26 protein-coding genes are annotated in these 21,808 nt (G+C 66.7%); 15 read left to right on the forward strand and 11 right to left on the reverse strand.

Features of this window, described 5'->3' with window-relative positions:
- Positions 1–35: 35 nt before the first annotated feature.
- Genes ACSQ3Y_RS16580 through ACSQ3Y_RS16590 form a run of 3 tightly spaced genes read left to right on the forward strand, consistent with a single transcriptional unit; the run spans position 36 to position 1,599 of the window.
- Positions 36–638 (forward strand): hypothetical protein, encoded by a 603-nt coding sequence (locus tag ACSQ3Y_RS16580; RefSeq protein WP_428001076.1) that lies wholly within the window; start codon positions 36–38, stop codon positions 636–638.
- Positions 639–674: 36 nt separating this feature from the next.
- Positions 675–1,259 (forward strand): hypothetical protein, encoded by a 585-nt coding sequence (locus ACSQ3Y_RS16585; RefSeq protein WP_436178109.1) that lies wholly within the window; start codon positions 675–677, stop codon positions 1,257–1,259.
- A gap of 13 nt (positions 1,260–1,272) precedes the next feature.
- Positions 1,273–1,599 (forward strand): hypothetical protein, encoded by a 327-nt coding sequence (locus ACSQ3Y_RS16590; RefSeq protein WP_436178110.1) that lies wholly within the window; start codon positions 1,273–1,275, stop codon positions 1,597–1,599.
- A gap of 12 nt (positions 1,600–1,611) precedes the next feature.
- Here ACSQ3Y_RS16590 and ACSQ3Y_RS16595 read toward each other — a convergent pair whose 3' ends face one another.
- The 4 genes from ACSQ3Y_RS16595 to ACSQ3Y_RS16610 form a co-directional block, all read right to left on the reverse strand.
- Entirely contained in the window at positions 1,612–2,769 is a 1,158-nt protein-coding gene (locus ACSQ3Y_RS16595) for a serine hydrolase domain-containing protein (RefSeq protein ID WP_436178111.1), read from the reverse strand.
- On the reverse strand, positions 2,766–3,074 hold the full coding sequence (locus ACSQ3Y_RS16600; RefSeq protein ID WP_436178112.1) for a hypothetical protein: 309 nt from the start codon (positions 3,072–3,074) through the stop codon (positions 2,766–2,768). Before ACSQ3Y_RS16600 ends, ACSQ3Y_RS16595 begins: the two co-directional genes overlap by 4 nt.
- Positions 3,075–3,088: 14 nt before the next feature.
- A complete protein-coding gene (locus ACSQ3Y_RS16605; RefSeq protein WP_436178113.1) occupies positions 3,089–3,790 on the reverse strand; it encodes a glutathione S-transferase family protein in 702 nt (233 codons plus the stop codon).
- A gap of 74 nt (positions 3,791–3,864) precedes the next feature.
- On the reverse strand, positions 3,865–4,350 hold the full coding sequence (locus tag ACSQ3Y_RS16610) for an Lrp/AsnC family transcriptional regulator (protein ID WP_057199618.1): 486 nt from the start codon (positions 4,348–4,350) through the stop codon (positions 3,865–3,867).
- A gap of 97 nt (positions 4,351–4,447) precedes the next feature.
- On the opposite strand from ACSQ3Y_RS16610, the gene ACSQ3Y_RS16615 reads away from it, so the two are divergent.
- From ACSQ3Y_RS16615 to ACSQ3Y_RS16645, 7 genes are all read left to right on the forward strand, one after another.
- Positions 4,448–5,083, forward strand: coding sequence for a LysE family translocator (locus ACSQ3Y_RS16615; protein WP_235514191.1), 636 nt, complete (start codon positions 4,448–4,450; stop codon positions 5,081–5,083).
- A gap of 176 nt (positions 5,084–5,259) precedes the next feature.
- Positions 5,260–5,688, forward strand: coding sequence for a hypothetical protein (locus ACSQ3Y_RS16620; RefSeq protein WP_436178114.1), 429 nt, complete (start codon positions 5,260–5,262; stop codon positions 5,686–5,688).
- 230 nt (positions 5,689–5,918) lie between these two features.
- Positions 5,919–7,739 (forward strand): S8 family serine peptidase, encoded by a 1,821-nt coding sequence (locus tag ACSQ3Y_RS16625; RefSeq protein WP_436178115.1) that lies wholly within the window; start codon positions 5,919–5,921, stop codon positions 7,737–7,739.
- 67 nt (positions 7,740–7,806) lie between these two features.
- A complete protein-coding gene (locus ACSQ3Y_RS16630; RefSeq protein ID WP_436178116.1) occupies positions 7,807–8,370 on the forward strand; it encodes a hypothetical protein in 564 nt (187 codons plus the stop codon).
- 40 nt (positions 8,371–8,410) lie between these two features.
- Positions 8,411–8,854, forward strand: coding sequence for a hypothetical protein (locus ACSQ3Y_RS16635; protein ID WP_436178117.1), 444 nt, complete (start codon positions 8,411–8,413; stop codon positions 8,852–8,854).
- Between the two features lie 239 nt (positions 8,855–9,093).
- Positions 9,094–9,612, forward strand: coding sequence for a DUF3658 domain-containing protein (locus ACSQ3Y_RS16640; RefSeq protein WP_436178118.1), 519 nt, complete (start codon positions 9,094–9,096; stop codon positions 9,610–9,612).
- A 59-nt stretch (positions 9,613–9,671) separates the two neighbouring features.
- Positions 9,672–10,145 (forward strand): hypothetical protein, encoded by a 474-nt coding sequence (locus ACSQ3Y_RS16645; protein WP_305743225.1) that lies wholly within the window; start codon positions 9,672–9,674, stop codon positions 10,143–10,145.
- A 96-nt stretch (positions 10,146–10,241) separates the two neighbouring features.
- Here ACSQ3Y_RS16645 and ACSQ3Y_RS16650 read toward each other — a convergent pair whose 3' ends face one another.
- Together ACSQ3Y_RS16650 and ACSQ3Y_RS16655 are read right to left on the reverse strand one after the other, a co-directional pair.
- On the reverse strand, positions 10,242–10,745 hold the full coding sequence (locus ACSQ3Y_RS16650; protein WP_436178119.1) for an EF-hand domain-containing protein: 504 nt from the start codon (positions 10,743–10,745) through the stop codon (positions 10,242–10,244).
- Positions 10,746–11,066: 321 nt separating this feature from the next.
- Complete coding sequence (locus ACSQ3Y_RS16655; RefSeq protein WP_436178120.1) at positions 11,067–11,879, reverse strand: lectin; 813 nt, start codon at positions 11,877–11,879, stop codon at positions 11,067–11,069.
- A 163-nt stretch (positions 11,880–12,042) separates the two neighbouring features.
- Here ACSQ3Y_RS16655 and ACSQ3Y_RS16660 point away from each other — a divergent pair, with 163 nt between their 5' ends.
- Entirely contained in the window at positions 12,043–12,414 is a 372-nt protein-coding gene (locus tag ACSQ3Y_RS16660) for a hypothetical protein (RefSeq protein ID WP_436178121.1), read from the forward strand.
- Between the two features lie 20 nt (positions 12,415–12,434).
- On the opposite strand, the gene ACSQ3Y_RS16665 is transcribed toward ACSQ3Y_RS16660, so the two are convergent.
- Positions 12,435–13,556 (reverse strand): endonuclease/exonuclease/phosphatase family protein, encoded by a 1,122-nt coding sequence (locus ACSQ3Y_RS16665; protein ID WP_436178122.1) that lies wholly within the window; start codon positions 13,554–13,556, stop codon positions 12,435–12,437.
- Between the two features lie 246 nt (positions 13,557–13,802).
- On the opposite strand from ACSQ3Y_RS16665, the gene ACSQ3Y_RS16670 reads away from it, so the two are divergent.
- Both ACSQ3Y_RS16670 and ACSQ3Y_RS16675 read left to right on the forward strand, forming a co-directional pair.
- Positions 13,803–14,198, forward strand: coding sequence for a hypothetical protein (locus tag ACSQ3Y_RS16670; RefSeq protein WP_436178123.1), 396 nt, complete (start codon positions 13,803–13,805; stop codon positions 14,196–14,198).
- A gap of 429 nt (positions 14,199–14,627) precedes the next feature.
- Complete coding sequence (locus ACSQ3Y_RS16675) at positions 14,628–15,002, forward strand: hypothetical protein (protein ID WP_436178124.1); 375 nt, start codon at positions 14,628–14,630, stop codon at positions 15,000–15,002.
- A 122-nt stretch (positions 15,003–15,124) separates the two neighbouring features.
- On the opposite strand, the gene ACSQ3Y_RS16680 is transcribed toward ACSQ3Y_RS16675, so the two are convergent.
- The 4 genes from ACSQ3Y_RS16680 to argH form a co-directional block, all read right to left on the reverse strand.
- A complete protein-coding gene (locus ACSQ3Y_RS16680) occupies positions 15,125–15,703 on the reverse strand; it encodes a hypothetical protein (RefSeq protein ID WP_436178125.1) in 579 nt (192 codons plus the stop codon).
- 38 nt (positions 15,704–15,741) lie between these two features.
- A complete protein-coding gene (locus ACSQ3Y_RS16685) occupies positions 15,742–16,815 on the reverse strand; it encodes a porin (RefSeq protein ID WP_436178126.1) in 1,074 nt (357 codons plus the stop codon).
- Positions 16,816–16,956: 141 nt separating this feature from the next.
- Entirely contained in the window at positions 16,957–17,931 is a 975-nt protein-coding gene (locus tag ACSQ3Y_RS16690) for a Bug family tripartite tricarboxylate transporter substrate binding protein (protein WP_436180127.1), read from the reverse strand.
- The gene (gene argH / locus ACSQ3Y_RS16695; RefSeq protein WP_436178127.1) at positions 17,931–19,469 is read right to left on the reverse strand and encodes an argininosuccinate lyase; all 1,539 of its coding nucleotides are present in this window, start codon (positions 19,467–19,469) and stop codon (positions 17,931–17,933) included. Before argH ends, ACSQ3Y_RS16690 begins: the two co-directional genes overlap by 1 nt.
- A gap of 185 nt (positions 19,470–19,654) precedes the next feature.
- On the opposite strand from argH, the gene ACSQ3Y_RS16700 reads away from it, so the two are divergent.
- Positions 19,655–20,554 (forward strand): LysR substrate-binding domain-containing protein, encoded by a 900-nt coding sequence (locus ACSQ3Y_RS16700; protein WP_436178128.1) that lies wholly within the window; start codon positions 19,655–19,657, stop codon positions 20,552–20,554.
- A 341-nt stretch (positions 20,555–20,895) separates the two neighbouring features.
- A complete protein-coding gene (locus ACSQ3Y_RS16705; RefSeq protein WP_057265531.1) occupies positions 20,896–21,702 on the forward strand; it encodes a class I SAM-dependent methyltransferase in 807 nt (268 codons plus the stop codon).
- The last annotated feature ends 106 nt before the right edge of the window (positions 21,703–21,808 follow it).

Below are 21,808 nucleotides of genomic sequence, written 5' to 3' on the forward strand. Positions count from 1 at the left end.
ACCCTGCACTTTTTACTCACCCAGAAGACTTTGCGATGACCGAGCCCATCGACCCCAACGATCCACTGGAAATCACGCAGCCTGCGGACCTCACCGAATCCGCGGACACCACGCAGCCCGCAGGGCTTGGCGACTCTGGGGAGCCCGCCGAGCCGGACCAGGATGCGCCCCCCGAGGTGGTGCGCCTGATCGCGGCCCTGACCGCCATACCCGGCGTGACCCAGGCGCAGCTGGACAACACCTACCTGCCTGAGGTGGCGGTGTCCGACCTGTCCCTGCCGGGCCCCTATGCCGACCTGCCCATCGCCGCGCTGCGCCGGTCCAATGGCGCGCTGGAGAACGAGCTGCTGCTGTCGCTGGAGTTTCGCATCCAGCGCAACGAGGCCGGGCTGCGCGCTGCGGAGTTTCTGTCGTGGTGGGTGCGCGACCAGTCGCGCGGCGGCGAGAACATGCAGATCCGTACCATCGGCCTGCCCCCCATGGTGGCGGGCGACCAGCAACTGGGCCGCACCCTGCGCTTCACCATCGACTGGTTCTACGCCGACCCATCGCAGGACATGGCCAACGTACTCAGCGCCGTGGGCGGCAAGGCGCTGGCGCTGGAGCTGGCCACCAACATGTACAAGGATGCGTTCTAGCCGCCAGGCTGCCCACCGCCCGTGGGCGCACCCTGCATGACAAAGGCGCTGCGCCGATCTGCCGCGCGCCTGGCGCTGTTGCTGCTGGTCGTCGTGCCCGTGGCCGCCTGGGCGCTGGTGAAACCCGTGCGCGTGCTGGCACCGGGCCTGGCCGGCATCGGCTGCAGACAGGGCGCCACGGTGTGCGTGGAAGACCCGGCGCGCGAAGCAGAAGCCCGCCAACTGCTGGCTGAAGGCATGGCCTTTGTCGCCAGCCACATCGCGCCGGTGGAGGGCTCGCCACGCTTCGTGTTCTGCTCCACGCGGGCCTGTGCCGACACCTTCGGCCTGGGCGTCCGCTCTGCCGTTACGGCAGGCACCTGGGGCACCGTCATCGGCCCGCGCGCCTGGGCGCCGCACTATGTGCGCCATGAGCTCATCCACCACCTGCAGGGCCAGCGCCTGGGCCTTCTGCCTCGCCTGCTCAAGCCCACGTGGTGGGTGGAAGGCATGGCCTATGCCTTGAGCGAAGACCCGCGCACACCGCTGGCCGAGACGTGGGAGGGCCACCGGCGCGACTTCGATGCCTGGTATGGGCGGGTAGGGGCTGACCGGCTGTGGGTGGAGTCGGGGCGGTTGTGAGATCCTTGGTTCAATGACCATCTACCCCACCGAACTCATGGTGCTCGGCCTGTGGCTGGTGGCGCCTGCGCTGGTGCTGGGCCTGCTGGTGCTGTATGCCGTGCATGCGCGCTTTGGCCAGCGCATGGGCCTGCGCCCCTGGCGGGCTGCCAGCCTGCTGGTGGTGTTCGGCATCGCCTTTGCAGCGCTGATCCTGGTGTATGCCCCAGCGGGGACGGCCCGGTCCCTGGGCCTGCGCGACATTCGTATCCTGGGCTGGCAGACCTACTGGGCGCCGGTGGGCTTCATGGCCCAGTTGCTGGCATTGCCCGTGGCGCTGTGGCTGGGGCGGGGGCGCTGAGCGGCTGCCAGTTCAGCCTGTGTCGTCAGACCCACACCGCGCAGTAACCAGCATGCGCGCCGCGCGCAAAAACTCTGTGGGCCCCACCCAGCTGACATTCCAGTGGCCGGCCACCGGCACCTCGCGCTTGTGCGCGATCACCATCGACCGTGCGGGCACCACCAGGATGTACTGGCCGTGCACGCCCCAGGCCATGTAGGCGCCGTGCAGCGGTGAGCCTGCGGGCTCCTTCTCCAGCAGCCACCACAGGGTGCCATACCCAAACCCGCGCCGGGCGGTGCGTGCCGGGTGCATATGCGCGGCAGGCGTGGTCTGCGCCGTCATCTGCGCCACCCAGCCGGGCGGCAGCAGCGGTTGGCCGTGCCATTGGCCCTGGTTCAGCGCCAGCAGGCCCAGCCGGGCCATGTCCCGCGTCGATAGGTAGAAGGGGTAGGCCAGGTGCTCGGATTTGCGGGCATCGCCGCTGCGGGCATGGCGCATAGGCGCAAAGTCTTGAAGCTGCAGGGGCGTGGCCAGGTCGTCGGCGAAGGCCTGGTAGATGCTGCGCCCGGTCAGGCGCTCGAAGGCGGTGCCGGCGGCGTTGAAGTCCCAGTTGTTGTACAGAAAGTAGCTGCCCGGCGCCTGCGATCCGCGCGCGGGGGCCGCAGCCGCATCGTCGCCGCCATTGGCCGCCGCGTGGTACACACCCGAGCGCGCGGCCAGCAGGTCGCGCAGCCGGGCCTGGCGTTCGATGGGCAGCAGGCCGCCCACAGCGTCGTCCATGCCCACATCGGCCAGCGTGCGGTCGAGGTCAATGGCGCCGCTGGCCACGTACTTGCCGTACATCATCGAGAGAATACTTTTACGCACCGAGAACACGATGCTGACCCGCTCCACCGGGCCTTCGCTGAACAGCACGCGGCCATCCCGCACAGCCATCAGGGCCGTGGTGTCCAGCGTGTGCACGTAGTCGCGCGCGGCCTGCAGCTCGCGCTGGCAGGTGCTGCCAACCCCGGGTGCGGGCCAGGCCTGCCACGTGGCGGCGGGAAAGGTGGGGGCGGCGACGGAGGCCGCATGCGAGGCGGGTGCTGCAGTGACTGCGGGTGGCGGGATGGCGCAGCCGCTGGCAAGCACCAGCAGCATGCCCGCGCCCATGAGGGTTGCGATGCGTGATGTCCGGGTTGGCTTCATGCGCCCTGCGCCGCCCGGTGCGCCTGGATTGCGGCCAACACCTGTATGCCGAACTCCCGGTCCACATTGCGTGCCTTGTAGGGCGACCGGCTCGCTGCGACACCGGGCGCCGAATGGTGGATGGCGTGCGCCAGTTCGTGCAGGCAGTCCCGGCCCCGCTCGGCATAGAGCGCGGTCTCGGCCTCGTTCAGCTGCAGGAGGAAGCTGTACGACACAAAGCTGTGGCTGCAGTTCACGTCGAGCAGCAGCGAGGACCCGTGCTGCACAAGGATCCAGCTGGCGGGTTCGTGGTCGATGACTTGCATGGGGTCGCTCAAGCTCAATCCCGGTCCGGCGCGCCCAGCGGAAAGTACGGCCGAAAGTACCGCGCCTCGTCCACCGCACGCGCGAACGAAGGCCGCGCCAGCAGCCGCGCGCGGTAGGCACGCAGCACGGGGTATTGTTCGGCAATCGGGTGCGTCCAGTCCGCATAGAACAGCGAGGGCGCCGCCGCGCAGTCGGCCAGCGTGAAGTGCTCGCCCGTGGCCCAGGTGCGGCCGGCCAGGCGGGTGTCGAGCCAGGCATAGGCGCTATTGAGCTTTTCCTCGGCCAGGGCCATGCCGTCCTGGCGCTTGACCGCATCGCCCGTGAGCGCGCCGTTCACGGCCAGCTGCATGGCGTTCATCACATGCAGGTCGAAAAACCGGTCCATGAAGCGCACGTCGAGCGCGTCTACCGGGTCGCTGGGGATCAGGCGCATGGGGCCTGGGTGCTTGAGCTGCAGGTACTCGATGATGATGCTGGTCTCCACCACGTCGCGCGCGCCATCCACCAGCAGCGGAAACTGGCGCAGCGGCCACTTCGCCAGCCATGCGGCCGCATGCTCCGGCGCATCGGGCCCCAGCACGCGAAACCCGAAAGGCGTGGCGTTTTCGTACAGCGCGATCAGCACCTTCTGCGTGTACGACGAGAAGGGGTGGCCGTAGAGCACGAGCGGCGCTGCTGCGGGGGCCTGGGGTTCATGTGGGGCGGGCTGGTTCATCCGGGTCTCTTCCTGGGGGTGAAGGTGGATCGAAGGCGCACGGTACCACGCGGGAGCGGGCGGTTTTCTTGCCTCTACGGCGCGCGCCTGGTCGTGCCCGGCGGCACCAGGCCGCGCCGCGCGATGGGGGTGGAAAACACGATGGAGGTGCGGGTCTCGCCGTACTTGTTGATGGTGCCGATGAAGCGCTCCAGGTCGGCCAGGCTGGTGGCCACCACGGTCATCACGTACGAATCAGCGCCCGCCACGTGGTGGCACTCCAGCACCTCGGGGGCCGCGCGCAATCGGTCCAGCAGGGGTTTCTTGGCGGGCTGGGCCACGGTGATCCCGATGGTGGCCTGCACTGGGTAGCCCGCCTTGGCGGCATCCAACTGCGCCGTGAAGCCCTGCGCAATGCCCGCATCCAGCAACCGCTTGAGCCGCTCTGCGGTGGCGGCCACGGACAGGCCGGCCGCCTCGGCCAGTACCTTCAGCGGTGCCCGCGCGTCGCGCTGCAGTGCGCCCAGCAGGCGCCAGGCAGCATCATCCAGCTCGTGTGCCTGGGTTCTTGTCACAGCCATGTTTCACCAGAAAAAAGCGGGGTCCGGGCCCGATGGGCCGTAGCAATCCACTGTACCACCGGGGGTCTGGCGGCAGATGATCGTGTATCTCCAACCCATGCCTATTTGCACCATGTTCGACATACAGAATTACGCCAGCTTCATCGCCGCCATCCTGGTGTTCCAGGCCGTTCCAGGCGCTGGCACCATCGCCATCCTCGACGCCACGGCACGCGACGGCCGCAGCGCGGGCATGGCTGCTGTGTTGGGCACCCTCGCGGGGGATTGCCTGTTCATGCTGGCGGCTGCGGCCGGCCTGGCCGCGCTGCTGCAGGCGCAGCCCCTGGCGTTTCAGGGGCTGCAGTGGTTTGGTGCCGCCTACCTGTGCTGGCTGGGCGTGCAACTGCTGCGCAGCCAGCCCGGCGGCGCGGGCGCAGAGCCCGCACGCGCGCAGACGGCAGGGGTGTATTTTCGCCGTGCCTTCATGGTGAGCCTGACCAACCCCAAGGTCATCCTGTTCTTCGTCGCGTTCTTTCCGCTGTTCCTCAAGCCCGGTGCCTCCGGCACCACGCTGGCGCTGATGATGCTGCACGTCACCGTGCTGAGCCTCGCCTACCAGGCCGCCCTGGTGCTGGTGGGCAACCTGGTGGCGGTGCGTCTGAAGGCGTTTCCCGGCGCCCGGCGCCTGGCCATACGGATTGCGGGTGTGGCCCTGGTTGGGCTGGGAGGGCGGCTGGCAGCTGGCATTCGCTGAATGCCTCCTGGCAGCGGCTTGCCTTTTTGCGCTGACGCATGCCTGCGGGGGGAGCGCCGCAGGTATCGCCAGGTGCTCCGTGGAGTAGCCGTAGAGGCTTCTTCTGCAGTGCCTTCCTCACGGTGCAGGCCACCGCCATTACGCTGGGCGCCACCATCTTGACCGGGAGAATGCGCATGCACATGTCCGTGGGATTCATCGTGGGCCTGATCGCCCGTTGCCTGCTGCTCGCGGCCCTGGCTTCGGCGAGCGTGGCCTGTTCGGTGCAGTGGTATGCAACGCCGTATCCCAAGCCCGAAGGGCTGGCGACCATGGGGTGGCTGCTGCAGTGGATGGCATTCCTGTGCATCTGGTTTGGCTTTCGCACGCTGAACCCGCTGGCGTGGATGCTGGGCGGGCTGGTGCTGTTTCCGCTGGCCCAGGCCACCGTCCATTGGATGGCGGGAGAAATGGGCCTGACCCGGGACTTCATGGGATGGGGTGGCTTCCAGGCAATGTTCTGGCTGCACGCGATCATCTCGTGCTGCCTGTGCATGGCGGCCTACGGGGTCTATTTCATCCTGCGGCGGGTGCAGGGGCTCAGCGCCAACGTCATTGATGGGTGATGGGTGATGGTTGACGGGAGCCGCCGAAGCGCAGCCGAAGCAGGTGCCCCGGAAGACTGCTGCGTGCACTGCGGCCAGAGAACGGTGCAGCCAAGGGCGTGCTGCCGCGCGGTATCGGGCCGCGCCGCCATATTTCGCTGGCGCAAACCCCGGGCGGTTTCGATAATCGTGTGGCGGTGCAGGCTTGGGTGCCGTCGCCGTCAAATCCAAAACCAACAGGGGTGTCTTCCATGCGTCTCCCACGATCCACCATCCGCAGGCCTGCGCGCCTGGCGCTTGTCACCGCCATGCTGGCCGCCTGCGGGCTGGCCGGTGCGGCCACCACCTGGTCGCCCGACCGCCCCACCGAGGTGCGTATCGGCAGCCTGGTGGTGGGGGACACCAAGTACGACAACGTCGTCATCACCGTGGGCAACGTGCTGGGTTTCAGCGCCACGGGGCCCAACCGCACCTACGACAGCTTCAACCCGTCCAACGGGCAGGTCACCATCGCCACGCTGACGGTGGGCAGCCAGTCCTTCTATGACGTGGTGGTGACGGTGGGCGGGCTGGTCAGCGTGGGCGGGGGCGGTGCGCTGCCGGCCCTGGTGCCCAACGACCCGCTGTTCAGCCGCCAATGGCACCTCAAGAACACGGGCCAGAGCGGCGCGGGCGGCCCGGCCGCCCTGGCGGGCGAAGACCTGAATATCGGCAAGGCCTGGCAGCTGGCCACTGGCACGGGCGTGCAAATCGCGGTGATCGACGACGGCCTGGACATCTTTCACGAAGACCTGCGCGTGGTGGCCGGCAAGAGCTGGGACTACCGCACCAATGCCTATGGCGACCCATCGTCGTCCACCAGCTCGCACGGCACCAGCTGCGGCGGGCTGGCGGCAGCCATCGGCGACAACAACCTGGGCGTGACGGGCGTGGCCTTCAACGCCCGCCTGGTGGGCTACAACCTGCTCTCGGCCACCACCGGTGCCTTCGGCGCCGACGCGGTGACCAAGGACCTGGCCAGCAACCACATCTACACCAACAGCTACGGCGCGGCCGACAGCAACGGCCTGCTGGCCCCGGCCGACGAGCTGTGGCGCGACGCCATCCGCACCGGCATCAGCACCGGGCGCGGCGGCAAGGGCGCCGTCTACACCTGGGCCGCGGGCAACGGTGCGCCCGAGGACCGCTCGGACTACGACGGCCAGGCCAACTTCCAGGGCGTGCTGGCCATCGGCGCGCTCAACGACCAGGGCCAGCGCTCCTCCTACTCCGAGCCCGGCTCCAACCTGCTGGTCACGGCCTATGGCGGCGAGTTCTGCTCCACGCAGACGACCACCACCACCGACGTATCGGGCGCGGGCGGCTACAACGACGGCAACAAGCCGCAGGACATCACCGGCAGCCCCAACTACACGCGCTGCATGAACGGCACCTCGGCCGCCACGCCGCAGGCGGCCGGTGTGGCCGCGCTGCTGCTGGAGACCAACCCCGCGCTCAGCTGGCGCGACGTGCGCGCCATCCTGGCCCGCACCGCGCGCAAGACCGACCCGGCCAACGCCGGCTGGGTGACCAACGGCGGCGGCCTGCACGTGAACCATGAGTACGGCTACGGCGCCATCGACGCGCTGGCCGCCGTGCGCGCAGCCCCGGGCTGGGCCCTGCTGCCCGCGCAGAAAGCCGCCACCCAGGCCGCCACGCTGGGCAGCCCCCTGGCCATTGCCGACAACGGCGCTGCCGCCACCAGCAGCCTCACCCTGCAGGGCAGCGGCATCGGCAAGCTCGAATTCGTGGACCTGGCCATCACCTCCAACCACACCAACGTGGGCGACCTGGAGATCACGCTCACCAGCCCCGCCGGCACGCGCAGCACGGTATCGGTGGTGCGCGAGTGCAAGGACACAGCGGCCAACGCCGTCACCTGCGGCGCCGCGCTGGAAGGGGGCTTCACCTTCGGCATCGCGCGCCTGATGGGTGAGGCCGCCGACGGCAACTGGACCCTGTCCGTGCGCGACGGCCGCACGGGCGAGACCGGCAGCGTCTCGGCCTGGAGCATCAAGGCCTATGGCTACTGATGGGTTGCACCGCATGCCCTGCAGCACCCCATTCCATTCACCCGAACACTTGCCGAGGTCCCGCACCATGAAGAAGCTCTCCCCACTCACTACCCTGCGCCGTGCCGCGGTGGTCCTGGCCGCCTGCGCCGTCGCCACCGGCGCCCTGGCCGCCTCCACAGCCCATTACTTCGACGGCGACACCCAGCGCACCATCACGCTCGACACGAGCCTGGTCGCCGTCATCACCCCGATCCCTGAAACCGGCAGTGCGCAGGCGCGCAGCGTGGGCGAGGGCGCCAGCCCCGCACCCCTGGTGCAGCTGCAGCCCGCCAACCAGCCCGTGGCCAAGGGCGCCGGCACGCACACCTCACCCGTGTACCGCGAGGGCAACTCCCCCGCGGGCCGGCTGATGGCACTGCCCGGCGGCGTGGTCGTCAAGTTCAACACCGACTGGACCGACGCCCAGGTGCGCGCGTGGGCCCAAGCCAAGGGCCTGGCGGTTACCCAGCGTCTGGGCACCACCAGCAACTGGTACCTGATCGCCACGGCCCCCGGCAGCGCGGCACTGGAGCTGGCCAACAGCCTCAAGGCGGGCGGCGAAGTGCTGGCGGCCATGCCCAATTGGTGGAAGCAGACCGCAGCGCGTTGAGCTGACCGTTGAAGGGCCGGCCACGCCTCTAGCAAGGGGCGTGGCTGTGTCGCTCTGCGAGATGGCGGCCGATTGCGTCTACCCTGGAAAAAGGGGTATCTCTGCGATGATGGTCCTACTGTATTTCATCATCTCCAAAAGGCGCGTCATGAAGAGAATCATTGTGGCCTTGGCTTTGCTTGCGCTCGGCTGTCCGGCCTTCTCACAGAGCATTGCACCCAAGGTGGACGCCGCGTCCGCAATTGCCATTGCGCTGAAGAAGTTCCAACCCGAGGGCGATCAGTTTTTTGCAGGCATCAATGTGAAGCTTGCGGCGGGCGCTGATTTGAACAAGGGACGTCGCAGCCTTGATGAACTCAAGCCGTACGACGTTGACAAGTTCTATTGGCGTGTCCACATTTCTGTAAAACACACGGGCGGGCGGGCGTCTTCCTTTGGCTATCTGGCAACGATTGATCCCGATTCGGGCGCCATCTTGAACTGATCGGCTGGTACCGCAGCGCTCTCCGTGACTCCGTTTTCGGTGGCGGACCTGTGGGCCTGAGGTACCAGCGTCCCATGCGCTGGCTTCACGCGGCCTTCATGGCCTGCGCCCTGTCGTCTGGGGCCAGGGTGCCGCACACCTCGAGTTGAACCTGGATGTGGCGTCGTGTAGAGCCATTCGGTCCCTCTACACTGGCACATATGCCGAGCAAGGGCAGACAACTCCACTGGAGCAGTGATATGAAACAGGAAGAGGCCGCAGCGATTCACGCAATCTATGAGCGCGCGCTGGAAGTGCTGTCGGAGGCGGAGCCGTTGATATTGGGATTGCCCGACGAAGAAGAACGGCGCATTGCTTTGCGCAGCTACGGTCAGGCCATGGTCGAGATACTTTCTTCTCTGCGTGCGCCGCTGGTTCAAGAGTACCCCGAGCTCGATACCACCGAGCGCACTGAAGGCGAGCCGGACACATTGCTCGATGCGGAGGAGCAGGAGGCCGTGGACCGGCTGAAGCCAGAGCAGATACAGTGCATCGATGCGCAATTGCTGGCCGACTGCGCGGCCGGGTGGCGCAAGTCCGCGCGTATCGTCGGCTCGGCCTGGCTGGCACTCTCCAAGGAGCTTCCCGATGTACCCGTTGGCTACTACGCCCAGCGCGTGATTGCGCTTGTGAAGGCGGGCAGTCTTGAAGCGCAAGGGAACCTGCACTACATGCGTTTCAGCGAGTTTCGCCTGCCCAGCAAAGCAGAAAGTTTCTGATGCTGCCCGCCGCGCAATCTCGGCTGCCATTCCCCACACGCGTAGCCCGGTGAAACCCCATGAATGAACTGCTCGACCCTCTCCTGGACATGCTTGCCGCGCCGCGCGTGCTGGTGTCGCTGGTCGCTGGGGTCGTCGCTGCAGTCTCACTGGCCACCCATGTGCCCTGGTTCAGCGGTGGCATGGGCCTGGCGATGGTGATTCTGTCGCCCGTGGCGGGGTTGGTATGGGAAGCCCGGGCGGAGCAGACTGCCCAGAGGCGGGCGGCGCGGGGCCAGCGCGCTTCCAAGGTGTTCCTGGCGCTGCTGCTGTGCGCCGCGGGCCTGGCGTGGATGTTCATGGGGCGCCCGCTGGTCGAATCTCTCGAGGGGCGTCTCTCCGTGCTGGCTTGCGCCCCGTTTGCCGTGGGCGGCCTGTACGCCCTGGTGTTCTGGCGCCCCGTGCCGATTCGCCCCCTGCTGTTCGCAGCGGCCTCGCTGTGGTCCGGCGCGGGCGCCCTCTGGTGGCTGCTGGCCGCGCAGGGGTACGTGTGAGCGGCGCGGCAAGCGCATGCCTGGCAGGCAAAACAAGAGGAACAAAAGAAAACGGGGCTGCGAAGCCCCGTTGTTCATTCTGAAGGGTGTCTTCGCTTAGGGCTTGGCAGCCCGCCGTTTCTTCTCAAACGCAACGCACTCCGGCACCGACAGCAGGTCGTTGTTGTCCGCATCGGCCGCCTCGAAGTAGGCCATGCGCGCCTCTACCACTTCCTTGAACGACAGCTTGCCGTCGCCATCCTTGTCGGCGGCGGCCAGGCGCTTGATGCGGCCCTTGCCCATGCGCGGCACCTGGGCCAGTTCGAGCAGTACGACGTGGCCGCTGGCGTCGGGCCCCAGGCTGTGCCAGCTCTGCACGATGTCCTGGTGGAACTCGTCGAGCGAGACATTGCCATCGTGGTCCAGGTCGGCCGCCGTGCAGATGGCCTGCAGGCGGTCGCCAGGGGAGCGGCCGGCGCCCTTCTTGTGGGCTTGGGGTGCTGCTGTGGCGGGCTTGGCGGCAGCGGGTGCCTCAGCGGTCTGGGCGGTGGCTGCCGTCGCAAAGGTCAGGCTGCAGGCCACTGCGCAAAGCAGGGGTACAAATCGGTTTTTCAGTGTCATGAGGTGATCCTCTTGGCTGTTGCTGCTTAGATCGTGAAGGCCGCTGTGGAGCGGCTGAAAAAACTCAGCGAAACGGTTCTGGCGGTGTGCTGTCCCGCAAATGGATGCCCGGATAAAACTGATGGATTTCGCGCCAGGGCCAGGCGCAAACCGCAGCGATAGCCGTAGCTATCGCGAGGATTTGCAACGCCGCCATGGCGTGAAAGACTCGGTTTTATGGGCATGTATTTGCGGGACAGCGCACCAAGCGCTGTGTCGCAGGCAGTACGAGTAGTACGACAAGACACAGCAACAACGCCAGAAGAGTTTTTTAAGGCGCTCCTACCACCACCAGCGTTGACTTGGGCTGCGGTTGCACTGCCACACCATGGCCGGCTGCCCTTGGCGAATCTGGCCGTCCACCACATCCAGGCACTTGCCGGACAGCTGGCTCACGATCTGCCCGCCGCGCGTCGTCCAGCTCTGGCTGGGGGCGCCCGAGCACGACCACAGCACCACCCGGGCACCGTCGCGCGGGTCGCCGCGCTCCACGTCCAGGCAAAAATCGCGCACGCGGATTTCGCCACCACGGCCTACGCGAAAGCGCTGCGAATCCGTGCCGTTGCAGGCAAACACCTGCAGCGCGTTGCCAGGGCGGAAATTGCCCTTGCTCACGTCCAGGCACAGGTTGCCATTGACGCGGATCTCGCCGCCCCGGCCGCCGCCGCCACCATTGCCGTAGTCCGGGTAGTCGGGCCGGCGGTCGTCGTCGTGCTTGTTGTGGTTGGCCAGCAGCGCAATGCCGGCAATGGCGGCCACGGCCGCGACGGCTGCGCCTGCGTTGTTGGAGCTGTTGTTGTTATTGCCCTGGGCATAGGTGCGCGTGATCTTGAAGCGCCCGCCGCAGCCGTCATTGGTCCACAGCTCGCGGTTGGTGAGGTCGTAGCCCCAGGTGCGGTTGAAGCGGCAGGCGCCCTGGGTCTGCTCGGCCAGGTCCACCTGGGTCACATCGTCTGCCAGGCGTGCCGAGGTGTAGCCGCCGTTGGAGCGCAGGTCCACGAACTGCTCCTGCGCCTGCGCGGCCTGGGTGGCCAGCATCAGCGGCACGCAAAGCAGCCAGGCGTGCCGCAGACGGATCACGGGTTGTGTGTTCATAGGTTTCTTTCCTCCTTGTTGCATTGGGTTACTGCAATCGTGCCGGTGCAGCCAGGGCGCGCCAGCATCTCTTCGTCGGCATTATGTGGGCTTGGCGTGTCGCCGGGGCGCTTGGTTGGCACCCGCGTGGTAACTATCATCGTGTCCTTATGAGATATCACCCATGCTCGCTGTTGCTGCGGCCCTGATCTGGCTGACCGGCCTGGCCCATTCCATCCTGGGCGAGCGCTACATCTTCATGCGCCTGCTGCGGCGCGAGGACAGCCTGCCCAAGGTGCTGGACAGCACGGCCTTCACGGCCGGCACGCTGCGCTTTGCCTGGCACCTGACCACGGTGGCCTGGTGGGCCCTGGCGTACCTGGTGTTTGCGCTGGGCCATGGCCCGGTGGGGAGGGACGAGCTGCTGCTGGTCATCGGCATCACCGCCCTGGTGTCTGCCGTATTTCCGCTGGTTTTCACGCGCGGCAGGCATCTGTCGTGGGTGGTGTTCTTGCTGGTCGGCGGGCTGGTGCTTGCCGCGCGCGGGCAGGGGTGAGTCCGCCCGCCATTGCGGCCTCAGCCCTTGCTCGCCAGGGTCTTGAGGTAGGTGTCCGCAAAGTCCGTCTGCACCTCGATCCACAGGGGGCTGTGGTCCGACATCTGCCAGGTGCGCCATTTCTGGTACAGCTTCTCGGGTGTCTTGGCGGCGGTGGCTCCCTTCTCCGGGTCCCTGGCAGGCATGTGGGCCTGGTAGACCGGCAGGTCCTCATCGCGGAACACGTCCTCGAAGATTTCCACGATGCCGCCACTGCGCACCTGAAAGCGCTCGTCCTTGACCCGCACCGCAATCTGGTCGTAGAAATGCATGCCCTTCTTGCGGACCTTGTCGCCATCAATGGCCGCCGGTACTGCAAACCCGTGGCTCTTGAGTGCGGCCATGGTTTCGTGCTCGGGGCTCACCACATTGAAGTCGCCCAGCAGCACATAGTTTTCCACGGCGCCCCGGCTGTCCTTTTCCTGCTTGCTGGCTTGGTCCTGCCGCTGCGCAAAGAACTTTGCAAGGCTCTGGATCTCATCGATGCGCCGCTGCAGCTGCGCGCCCGATTCCTTGCCATAGTAGATATGCACCGTGCACAGGCTGAAACGGAACCACCCGGACTGAAACGCCACCAGAAAGGGGCTGCGGGCGAACTGCTGCTTGGCTTCGGTGTCGACCGTCTCCCCATCGACTTTCACGGTCTTGGGCGACACGACCAGTTGCCCGTCGGGCAGCACGATTTCTCCGGCGATCTTGCGAAACCACACCTTTTCGCGGTTGTAGAGAAACGCCATGCGCTCGCCATTGCCGCCCGTGCCCTCTGTGGTGTCGGTCACGATGTAATCCCATTCGCGTCCCAGAATGCGGACCAGCTTCTCCAGCGGGCCCAGGTCGCGGTTCACCTCCTGCAGGGCCACCAGGTCAAAGCACGAGATGACTTCTGCAAGGTAGTAGAAGGTCTCGGCAAGCCTGGGGCCGAAGCCGAACTTGTTGGAGTCGAAATCCCGGATGTTCCAGGTCGCCAGCAGCAGGTTGCTGTCATTCCTGCGCCCCTTGAGGGGCGCCAGCCGCTGCCGCAGTGCGAGCAGCCGGTCGGCACAGCGTTTGCGCGCGTCCTCGTCTTCGATATCGCGGCGCAGGCCGGCGTACATGTTGGACATGGGAAGTTTCTCCGTGGGTTGCTGGGCGACCGCATTGGCGCGCAGTATGCGGACGGATGGCTGCCTGTGCAATCTTCAAATTGCCATGGCTTCCAATCAGTGCGGGCGGGCGTTGTCGGGCCAGACGCTCCATTTCCACCTGGTCTGGGCAGAATGCGAAAGACTTGGCCCAGGAGCGGGAAGCACGGCCATCTGTTGGTTTGAAGAACGATTGGAGAGATCAGGATGGCTGGATACCCGGGTGAGTTGGACTACGTTCTGTCCATGGGCGACAAGTGCTATGAGGATGCAAAAAGGCATCTTCTGACCATGACGTCCCATGCCAGGCAAATGGACTCACGGCCCATGTTGGCGGGGTGTGCCCAGCGGCTGGGAGAAATCCTCTTCGCGCAGGGCGATGAGGCAGCCGCGATTGCGCTGCATGAATTCTCTGAGTTCATCGACACGGGTTCATTGCTGGCAAAGCTGGACCATGCGAAGTTCCTTGCCAAGATGGGAAGGCATGGAGCTGCGAAGGAAAAGTGCGAGCAAATAATTTCCATCGCGAAAGAGACTCCATTCGCCGAGACAGACGCTGACTTTTCCAGCGACCAGTACATAGATGCGGCGCATAGAGTTCTGTCCGAAATAGAAGATCTGTAGCCGAGTTCAGCCAGCATGCCGCCCTCGTACCAAAAGTCCTACGTTTGTACCCACGTTTTTGAAGGCAGTCGCCCCGTTTTGCTGGTGAGCAGGCCGGATGGAGATTGGTGCTTTCTGTGTGGGGGCAATGATCACGAAAACAGTGCTGATTCCTACCGCGTGGTGGGCTTGGGACACGTGCTGAATCGGGATCGTGGCCTTGTAGATCAGTTGGATCTTGGTCCGGGCTGGGAGGCCGAGCGCGCCGACGCTTCTTCTGCATGGTTGCGTGCCAGGATTGAGGATTGACTGGTTCACTCGCATACCGTTGTGTCGGTCTAGCCTGCGGCATGGCGTGCGTTCCGGTGAAGCCAGAACTGAGGGTGTGCGGGTCGCGTATTTCAGAAAACGGTCTTCAGATCAAAATTCGTTGCTATTCGTGAGCAAAAGATGCGTCAAACGTATGAAATTTGGGATGTCTTACCCGGGCGTGTTGCTCGCGTGTCGGTAGAGAGCGTGATCGACGATTGGGAGGGATTTCGAATACTGCTGCGAGATCATGAAACAGATCGAATGCTCCGCATTGGCTTTAACTCGCAGGTTGCCTTTCAATGTCGTGATGAAGGCGACCTCGATGGTGAAGCAGCCCGTTCCGACGGGCTTGGTCGGGGTTGTTTTTATCGTGTTCATGGTTCCGAATACCAAGCACGTTTCATTGCGGATTCAGCGAGGCAGTTTCGTACCGTTAAGCATTTCGCCATCATTACGGACGTGGATTGCATTGACGTTCTAGCGACTGACGAGCCGACCATCACACAGCTTTGAAGGGTGCTTGCTAGGTCGATAGCGATGTAGCGGACCTGCATCGCGCTGAGTCCATAAGCGCCGGATTTTGGACGATGCGGTATGGGGTCGGGTGCTACGGTTGAGACGGCGCGAGCCAACGCTCAAAGCCGTCTGGCACGCACCTGCGAGCAGGCCGCTCCTTGTACCGTCACTTCCCCCTCGAACCTGGCGGTAGGCCCCCATGCCCCTGCCATTGCCGATTCCCCCATCAAGCCCTGCCATGTCCACCGAATGCGCACCGGGGCCTGCTGCGCCGCCTGCGCCAGATCGGGGAAGGTGCGCGACAGCGAGATCGTTCCTTCGGCAGTGCCGGAGGGCATCACCCTGACCGCGCTGGAAGCTGCCGATGGCCCGGCCGCCGTTGGCCCTTGCAGCGGCTGTGCATTCGCGCCTTGGCGCTCCGCCGTGATGCGCAGGCTGCGAGAGGAGGGCGTCCACGGCGCCGTATCGGCCGACACCCAGACCGTGCGTTCACTGCGGTTGCGCAGCCCGAACACCAGGTCGATGCCGGCCGTGCCGGCAACGCAGCGGGTGTGCAACTCCAGAATGTCTGCGGGCATATCGGCGGCGAAGGCGCTGCTTGCGGGAAGGGCCAGCGCAGCGATTGTGAGCAGGCGCCTTGCCTTGGGTGGAATCGTGGAGCGTGCCATGGTCTGATGTGGAATGCGGTGGTGTCGCATTGTGCCGCTGTCGGTGCGAGGCGAACCGGATGTACTACTCAGAACGTGTGCCGCACCCCCAGGTCCACGCCCGACGATGCCTGGTTGGCCGCCGTGGCGGCGCCGTTGAGCGCGGTGGTGGCCCCGCCGCTGTTGCGCACACGGGCATAGGTCGCGTACAGCGCCGTCCGCTTGGAGAGGCCGTGTACGTAGCCGAGCGACAGCTTCTTCGTCTGCGGCGTGCCGCTGGCCGTGGTCTGGTACTGGGACCACTGCGCCTTCACCTCCCCGGTGCCCACGCGGTACACGCCGCCCACCTGCACGCCGCGGCCCACCAGCCCACCCAGCGTCTCCACCCGGTCGCGGTAGATGCCCCCCATGGCCGTGAAGGGGCCGGCGTCGTAGCGTGCGCCCAGGTTGCTGGAGGTGATGTCCCCGGTGGTCGCGGTGCGCGCAAACCGGGTGCGCGCATGCGCGGCCGACAGGTTCAGTGGCCCCGCACGGTAGCCCAGGCGCACGCCACTGCCGGTGCCATCGTCCGCGGTGGGGCCGGCGTTGCCCGGGTTCTCGCCCCGGTAGTGCTGCAGCTCGCCGTACAGGCCGCCCAGGCCCGATGGCAGGAAGTACATGATGGCGTTGGACACCCGTGAGGACACCGGTCCGCCCAGCGAGCCCACATTGGTCTGCGATGAACCCACGCCGTTGTTGCCGAACGGGTCGAATTCGAAACGGTTGTAGTACTGCACAGCATAGTCGCGGCCCAGGCGGACTTCGCCCCAGGTGCCCGCCAGGCTCACGGTGGAGCGGCGTCCGAACACCAGGCCCCCGCCGCCGCTGGTGCCCGCCGCCTGGTTGCTGGTGTTGGTGGTGCCGAAGGTGCCGCTGTCCAGCGTCAGCCCGGCCTCCAGCCAGAAGCCGGCCGACAGCCCGCCGCCCAGGTCCTCCGTGCCGCGCACGCCGATGCGTGACGAGGAGTTGCCGCCCGAGCCCAATTGCGTGCGGTTGGCGGTGCTGCCCGCGCCGTACTGCAGAGTCGCATCGGCAATGCCGAACAGGGTGACGGAGGACTGGGCTGCCGCCAGGCTGCAGGTGGCCAGCAGTGCCAGCGGGGTGAGTGCGTGTTTCTTCTTCATGGTGGTCTCTGGGTGGTGGCAAAAAGGTCAGCCGCAGGGCTGCGCCCGCCGGCCTTCCTTGCGGAAGCCCGGAGTGGGGTGGCGCGGCGCGCCGTGCGGGGGAAGGGAGGGGGCCGGCGGAGGCCCGGCTGGCCGGTGGTCTCAGTCCAGGGAGACGTTGGCCTTGCGGATCACCTCGGTCCAGCGCTGCGTCTCGAAGCGGACCAGGGCCGCATACTCGTCACTGGTGCCGGGCCGGGGCACGGCACCCTGCACGGCCAGCAGGTCGGCCGTCGCCTTGTCCCGGGCGATGCGGTTGATCTCGGCCGATAGCTTGTCCACGATGGCCCGCGGGGTGGCGGCCGGGGCCAGCACGCCCGACCAGGAATCCACCACGAAATCGGGCACGCCCGCCTCGGCCATGGTAGGCACGCCGGGCAGCGAGGGCGAGCGCTCCGCCCCGGCGATGGCCAGCGCCCGGAGCTTGCCGCCCTGGATGTGCGGCAGCACCGTGGGCAGGTTCACGAACATCAGGTCGATCTGCCCGCCCAGCAGGTCGTTGTTGGCCGGGCCGGCGCCCTTGTAGGGCACGTGCTCGAATTCCACCTGGGTCCTGAGCTCGAACATCTCGCCGAGCAGGTGGTTCACGCCACCCGTACCCGACGAGCCCATGAAGAAGCGCTTGCCCGATTGGGCCTGCGCGATCAATTCCTTGACGCTGCGCGCCGGCATCTTGTTGGAGACCACCAGCACATTGGGCACCGTGGCGAACAAGGCGACCTGAGTGAAGGCCTTGTTGGCGTCGTACGGCAGGCGCTTGTAGAGCAGGGGGTGGAACGACTGGTGGGACGAAGCCGCCAGCAGCAGGGTGTGGCCATCGGGCGGCGCCTTGGCCACGAAGTCCGCGCCCAGGGTTCCGCCCGCGCCCGGCTTGTTCTCCACGATGACCTGCTGGCCCAGCGTGCGCGACAGCCGTTCGGCCAGGATGCGCGCCACGATGTCCACCGTGCCGCCCGAGGCGAAGGGCACGACGAGCCGCACCGGACGCTCCGGGTAGGTGGCGGCTGCGGCGCTGCTGGCATGGCAGGCACCGGCCAGGGCGGCGCAGACGATCAGCGCCTTGGCAAGGTTCTTCATCATGGTGTGGCCCCTTGGGGGTTGGCAACAGTGTGCGCCGAAACGCCCGCGAGCACCGCGACGTCGTGCGCCAGCCGGCGGCGCACCGCGGCCAGGCGCTCGCGCACCGCACCGGCCTCGGCCACGATGGCATCGAGGTGGCGCGACTGCGCCGCCGTGGCCTGGGCCACCTCCGCTGCCGCGGGGCCGCCGTTGCGCCGTGCATGCACGCTCTCGATGGGGTCCAGGTACCTGCGCAGCTTTTCCTCGCTCCAGCCCAGCGCAACCCCGATCACATCGACGGCGGCACGGTCCAGCATGGCGGGCGTGAGTTCGTCGGCCCGCTGGCCCGCATCCAGTGCGATGCGCACCAGGCCGCCCACCACATGGTGGGCGTCGCGGAACGACAGCCCGCCTTCTGCCACCAGGCCATCGGCCAGGTCGGTCGCCACCGAAAAGTCCGAACGCACCCGATCGAGCATGGTGCGGGTGCGCGGCTCCACGCTGTCGATGATCAGCCCGAACAGCGCGAGCGAGCGCAGCGTCTCCTCGGTGCATTCCCAGAAGCTGCGCATGCTCTCGCGGCTGCTGTCGCCGGCGTGGCTGAAGTTCGTGCCCTTCACCGCCACCAGAGAGGCCGTGAGCAGGCCGATGATGTGGCTGCTCTTGCCGCGCAGGTACTCCAGCACCACCGGGTTCTTCTTCTGCGGCATGATGCTCGAAGTGCTGGCCACCCGGTCGGGAAAGGCCACCAGGCCGAACTCGGGCGTGGACCAGATGTGCAGGTCCTGTGCCACGCGGCCCCAGGTCAGCGCGACGATGGCCATGGCGGACATGGACTCCCACGCAAAGTCCCGCGATGCCACGGCGTCGAGCGTGTTGGGCAGCACCGCACTGAAGCCCAGCGCCGCCGCCGTCATGCCGCGGTCAATGGGAAAGCGCGTGCCCGCCAGTGCGCCGGCCCCCAGGGGCGAGGCGTCGATGCGTTCGAGCGCGCCCTGCAGGCGCTCCATGTCGCGCCCCAGCGCCTGCGCCACGCCGCTGAGGTAAAAGCCGAAGGTGATGGGCTGCGCCGGCTGCAGGTGGGTGTAGCCAGGCATCACGGCGTCCGCGCATTCAACGGCCCGGCGCAGCGCGCTGCGGCGCACGCGGCCCAGGGCCTCGATCACGTCCAGCACCACGGCACGGGCCCGCATGCGGTCCATCGTCACCGCCAGGTCGTTGCGGCTGCGCGCCGTGTGCAGCCGCCCGCCCACGTCGCGGCCGGTGATCTCCATGAGCCGGGCCTCGTAGTTGAAGTAGGGGTCTTCCTTGGCAGGGTCGAGCTCCACCGCCGCGGGGCCCTCATCCTCCATCCGCAGCAGCCCCCGGGCCAGCGCGCTGGCCACGTCGGGTGCAATGATGCCGGTCTTGTGCAGCATCAGCAGGTGCGCCTGGTTGACCTCGCCGAGGCTGGGGAACACGCGCTCGAAGTCGCGTGCAAGGCGCGGGCCATAGATGTGCTCGCAGATTTCGGGTGCCAGCGGCTCCTTGAGCCGGTGGCTGATTTTTGATTTCATTGTCGATTCCATACATCCGTCCTGGTTGGTATGGAACGAAGTATCAAAAGCCGCGTCGATGCTGGCAAATGACAGTTTTTCCCCTGCACATACCGAATTGATATGCCCCCTGCAATGCGGCGCCAGTGCATTGCCCGGGCGCCGTGTGCGGCGTATGCTGCGGCGCACCCACCTCCACCATTGCCATGAACTTCAAGCAGCTCGAGACCTTCCGTGCCGTCATGCTCACAGGCTCCATGACCGTGGCGGCGCAGCAGCTGCACACCTCGCAGCCCAACGTCAGCCGCATCGTCGGCAAGCTGGAGGCTGAGGTGGGCTTCGAGCTGTTCGACAGAACGCCCGGGCGGGTCGTCCCGACCAAGGCGGCAGAGGCGCTGTTCAAGGACGTGGAGCGCGCCTTCATCGGCCTCGACAGCGTGTCCGAATCCGCGCGGGCGATCCGCGACCTGGGCGCCGGCACATTGCGCGTGGCGGCGGCGGCATCGATATCGATGAGCGTGCTGCCGCTGGCCATCCGCCTGTTCAGCGAGCGCTACCCGCGCGTGCGCATCGTCGTGGCCACCAGCGAGTCGTCGATCATCGCCAACTGGATCGCCACGCAGAACTGCGATGTGGGCTTTGTCAGCTACGTGCCCGACAAGCCGGGCGTGAAGGCCTCGGTCATCCACACCGAGAGCGCGGTCTGCGTCATGCCCTCGGGCCACCGGCTGGCGCGCAAGCGCTTCGTGCAACCGCAGGATTTGAATGGAGAGCGCTTCATCTCGCTGCCCAGCGGCAGCGCCTCGCGCCGCGCCGTGGACGCGGCCTTTGTGGACGACGGCCGCACCATGGTGCTGGAGACCTCGCACGCGGCCACCATCTGCCGCATGTCCAGCGAGGGCTTGGGCGTGGGGCTGGTCAACCCCATCGTCGTGCGCACCATGCGCCTGCCCGGCGTGGTGGCGGTCGCCTTCCGGCCGGACATTCCGTTTCGCAGCTACATGCTGCGCGCCCAGCTCGCTGCGCGCGACACGCACGCCGGCCATTTCGCGTCGTGCATGCGCTCGTCTTTCCAGGCCACGGCAACGACCAGCCGCCGTGGCTGATGCCGGCACTGGCCTTCTCAGATGCTTACCGCCCACCCCGTCAGCGTCTCCCGCTCCCCAGTAGTCCACTGAAACCGAGAAATCGACTGTGCGCCGGGGTGGCCGCGGGATTGAGCGCAAGGCGCGGGCTTTGCCAAGGCTGGCCGCCTTGGCAAAGCCCGCAACGCCGCGATGCGCCCGCTGCCTGGATTGCGGCCCTGCCAGACCCTCACGCACAGCCGATTTCTCGGTTTCAGTGGACCATGTGCGTTTTTCTCACGCATGCAGATCGCAATTCTCGTTTGTCCGCATGGGGGTCGGCAGGGACCATAGGGCCCTTAACCAACCAGGGGGAGGGCACCATGCCGAAAACGACCAGCACCACTAAAACCTGCACCACCCGGGCCGCTGACGGCAGTGCAGGCGATGTCGACTACGGCGCCGTGGGCAGCACTTATTCGTCGTACCGCCAGCCCGATCCGCGCATTGCAGCGTTGATCGAGCAGGCCCTGGGCGATGCGGCCACCACCGTGCTCAATGTGGGCGCAGGGGCCGGATCGTACGAACCCACAGGTCGCAGGGTGACGGCGCTCGAGCCCTCGCAGTCCATGCGCGACCAGCGGCCAGCGCACCTGCCGCGCGCCGTCGATGGTGTGGCCGAGCAACTGCCGTTTGCCGATGGCGCATTCGACGCGAGCATGGCCACCTTCTCCATCCACCAGTGGAGCGACGTGGAGGCTGGCCTGCGCGAGATGCGGCGGGTGACGCGCGGGCCGGTGGTGATCCTCACCTGCGACCCGGGCGCGGTGCAGGACTTCTGGCTGGTCGACTATGCACCCGAGGTGCTGGCCACCGAGGCGCGGCGCTATCCAGCCATGGACCGGATTGCGACGGCGCTCGGTGGGCGGGTGGAGGTGTTGCCGGTGCCGATTCCCTGGGATTGCAGGGATGGGTTCAACGAGGCGTATTACGGGCGGCCGGAGATGCTGTTGGTGCCGGCTGCGCGGACGGCTTGTTCGGCATGGGGTTTCGTGTCGGCCGAGTCGGCTGCGGCGAGTGTGGCGGCGTTGCGTGCTGATCTGGTCAGTGGTGTCTGGGATCCGCGGTATGGGGCCTTGCGCAGGCAGGCGGTTTATGAAGGGTCGCTTCGGTTGGTAGTGGCCCGTTGAGTTTTTGCTGCCTTTGCTGGCGGCATGCTCGTGCTCAAGGGCGGAGGCCGGGATGTGCGCCCGGCGGCGCAGTAACTTTCTCTTGCGTCGTCAAGAGAAAGTCACC

Origin of the sequence: Acidovorax sp. LjRoot66 (assembly GCF_964253305.1) — a bacterium.
Classification (GTDB): Bacteria; Pseudomonadota; Gammaproteobacteria; order Burkholderiales; family Burkholderiaceae_C; genus Acidovorax.

What these genes read in the sequence shown, in the direction of transcription:
- ACSQ3Y_RS16580 (WP_428001076.1), top strand. Translation starts at nt 36, where the DNA reads ATGACCGAGCCCATCGACCCCAACGATCCACTGGAAATCACGCAGCCT.
- ACSQ3Y_RS16585 (WP_436178109.1), top strand. Translation starts at nt 675, where the DNA reads ATGACAAAGGCGCTGCGCCGATCTGCCGCGCGCCTGGCGCTGTTGCTG.
- ACSQ3Y_RS16590 (WP_436178110.1), top strand. Translation starts at nt 1,273, where the DNA reads ATGACCATCTACCCCACCGAACTCATGGTGCTCGGCCTGTGGCTGGTG.
- ACSQ3Y_RS16595 (WP_436178111.1), bottom strand. Translation starts at nt 2,769, where the DNA reads ATGAAGCCAACCCGGACATCACGCATCGCAACCCTCATGGGCGCGGGC.
- ACSQ3Y_RS16600 (WP_436178112.1), bottom strand. Translation starts at nt 3,074, where the DNA reads ATGCAAGTCATCGACCACGAACCCGCCAGCTGGATCCTTGTGCAGCAC.
- ACSQ3Y_RS16605 (WP_436178113.1), bottom strand. Translation starts at nt 3,790, where the DNA reads ATGAACCAGCCCGCCCCACATGAACCCCAGGCCCCCGCAGCAGCGCCG.
- ACSQ3Y_RS16610 (WP_057199618.1), bottom strand. Translation starts at nt 4,350, where the DNA reads ATGGCTGTGACAAGAACCCAGGCACACGAGCTGGATGATGCTGCCTGG.
- ACSQ3Y_RS16615 (WP_235514191.1), top strand. Translation starts at nt 4,448, where the DNA reads ATGCCTATTTGCACCATGTTCGACATACAGAATTACGCCAGCTTCATC.
- ACSQ3Y_RS16620 (WP_436178114.1), top strand. Translation starts at nt 5,260, where the DNA reads ATGCACATGTCCGTGGGATTCATCGTGGGCCTGATCGCCCGTTGCCTG.
- ACSQ3Y_RS16625 (WP_436178115.1), top strand. Translation starts at nt 5,919, where the DNA reads ATGCGTCTCCCACGATCCACCATCCGCAGGCCTGCGCGCCTGGCGCTT.
- ACSQ3Y_RS16630 (WP_436178116.1), top strand. Translation starts at nt 7,807, where the DNA reads ATGAAGAAGCTCTCCCCACTCACTACCCTGCGCCGTGCCGCGGTGGTC.
- ACSQ3Y_RS16640 (WP_436178118.1), top strand. Translation starts at nt 9,094, where the DNA reads ATGAAACAGGAAGAGGCCGCAGCGATTCACGCAATCTATGAGCGCGCG.
- ACSQ3Y_RS16645 (WP_305743225.1), top strand. Translation starts at nt 9,672, where the DNA reads ATGAATGAACTGCTCGACCCTCTCCTGGACATGCTTGCCGCGCCGCGC.
- ACSQ3Y_RS16650 (WP_436178119.1), bottom strand. Translation starts at nt 10,745, where the DNA reads ATGACACTGAAAAACCGATTTGTACCCCTGCTTTGCGCAGTGGCCTGC.
- ACSQ3Y_RS16655 (WP_436178120.1), bottom strand. Translation starts at nt 11,879, where the DNA reads ATGAACACACAACCCGTGATCCGTCTGCGGCACGCCTGGCTGCTTTGC.
- ACSQ3Y_RS16660 (WP_436178121.1), top strand. Translation starts at nt 12,043, where the DNA reads ATGCTCGCTGTTGCTGCGGCCCTGATCTGGCTGACCGGCCTGGCCCAT.
- ACSQ3Y_RS16665 (WP_436178122.1), bottom strand. Translation starts at nt 13,556, where the DNA reads ATGTCCAACATGTACGCCGGCCTGCGCCGCGATATCGAAGACGAGGAC.
- ACSQ3Y_RS16675 (WP_436178124.1), top strand. Translation starts at nt 14,628, where the DNA reads ATGCGTCAAACGTATGAAATTTGGGATGTCTTACCCGGGCGTGTTGCT.
- ACSQ3Y_RS16680 (WP_436178125.1), bottom strand. Translation starts at nt 15,703, where the DNA reads ATGCGACACCACCGCATTCCACATCAGACCATGGCACGCTCCACGATT.
- ACSQ3Y_RS16685 (WP_436178126.1), bottom strand. Translation starts at nt 16,815, where the DNA reads ATGAAGAAGAAACACGCACTCACCCCGCTGGCACTGCTGGCCACCTGC.
- ACSQ3Y_RS16690 (WP_436180127.1), bottom strand. Translation starts at nt 17,931, where the DNA reads ATGAAGAACCTTGCCAAGGCGCTGATCGTCTGCGCCGCCCTGGCCGGT.
- argH (WP_436178127.1), bottom strand. Translation starts at nt 19,469, where the DNA reads ATGAAATCAAAAATCAGCCACCGGCTCAAGGAGCCGCTGGCACCCGAA.
- ACSQ3Y_RS16700 (WP_436178128.1), top strand. Translation starts at nt 19,655, where the DNA reads ATGAACTTCAAGCAGCTCGAGACCTTCCGTGCCGTCATGCTCACAGGC.
- ACSQ3Y_RS16705 (WP_057265531.1), top strand. Translation starts at nt 20,896, where the DNA reads ATGCCGAAAACGACCAGCACCACTAAAACCTGCACCACCCGGGCCGCT.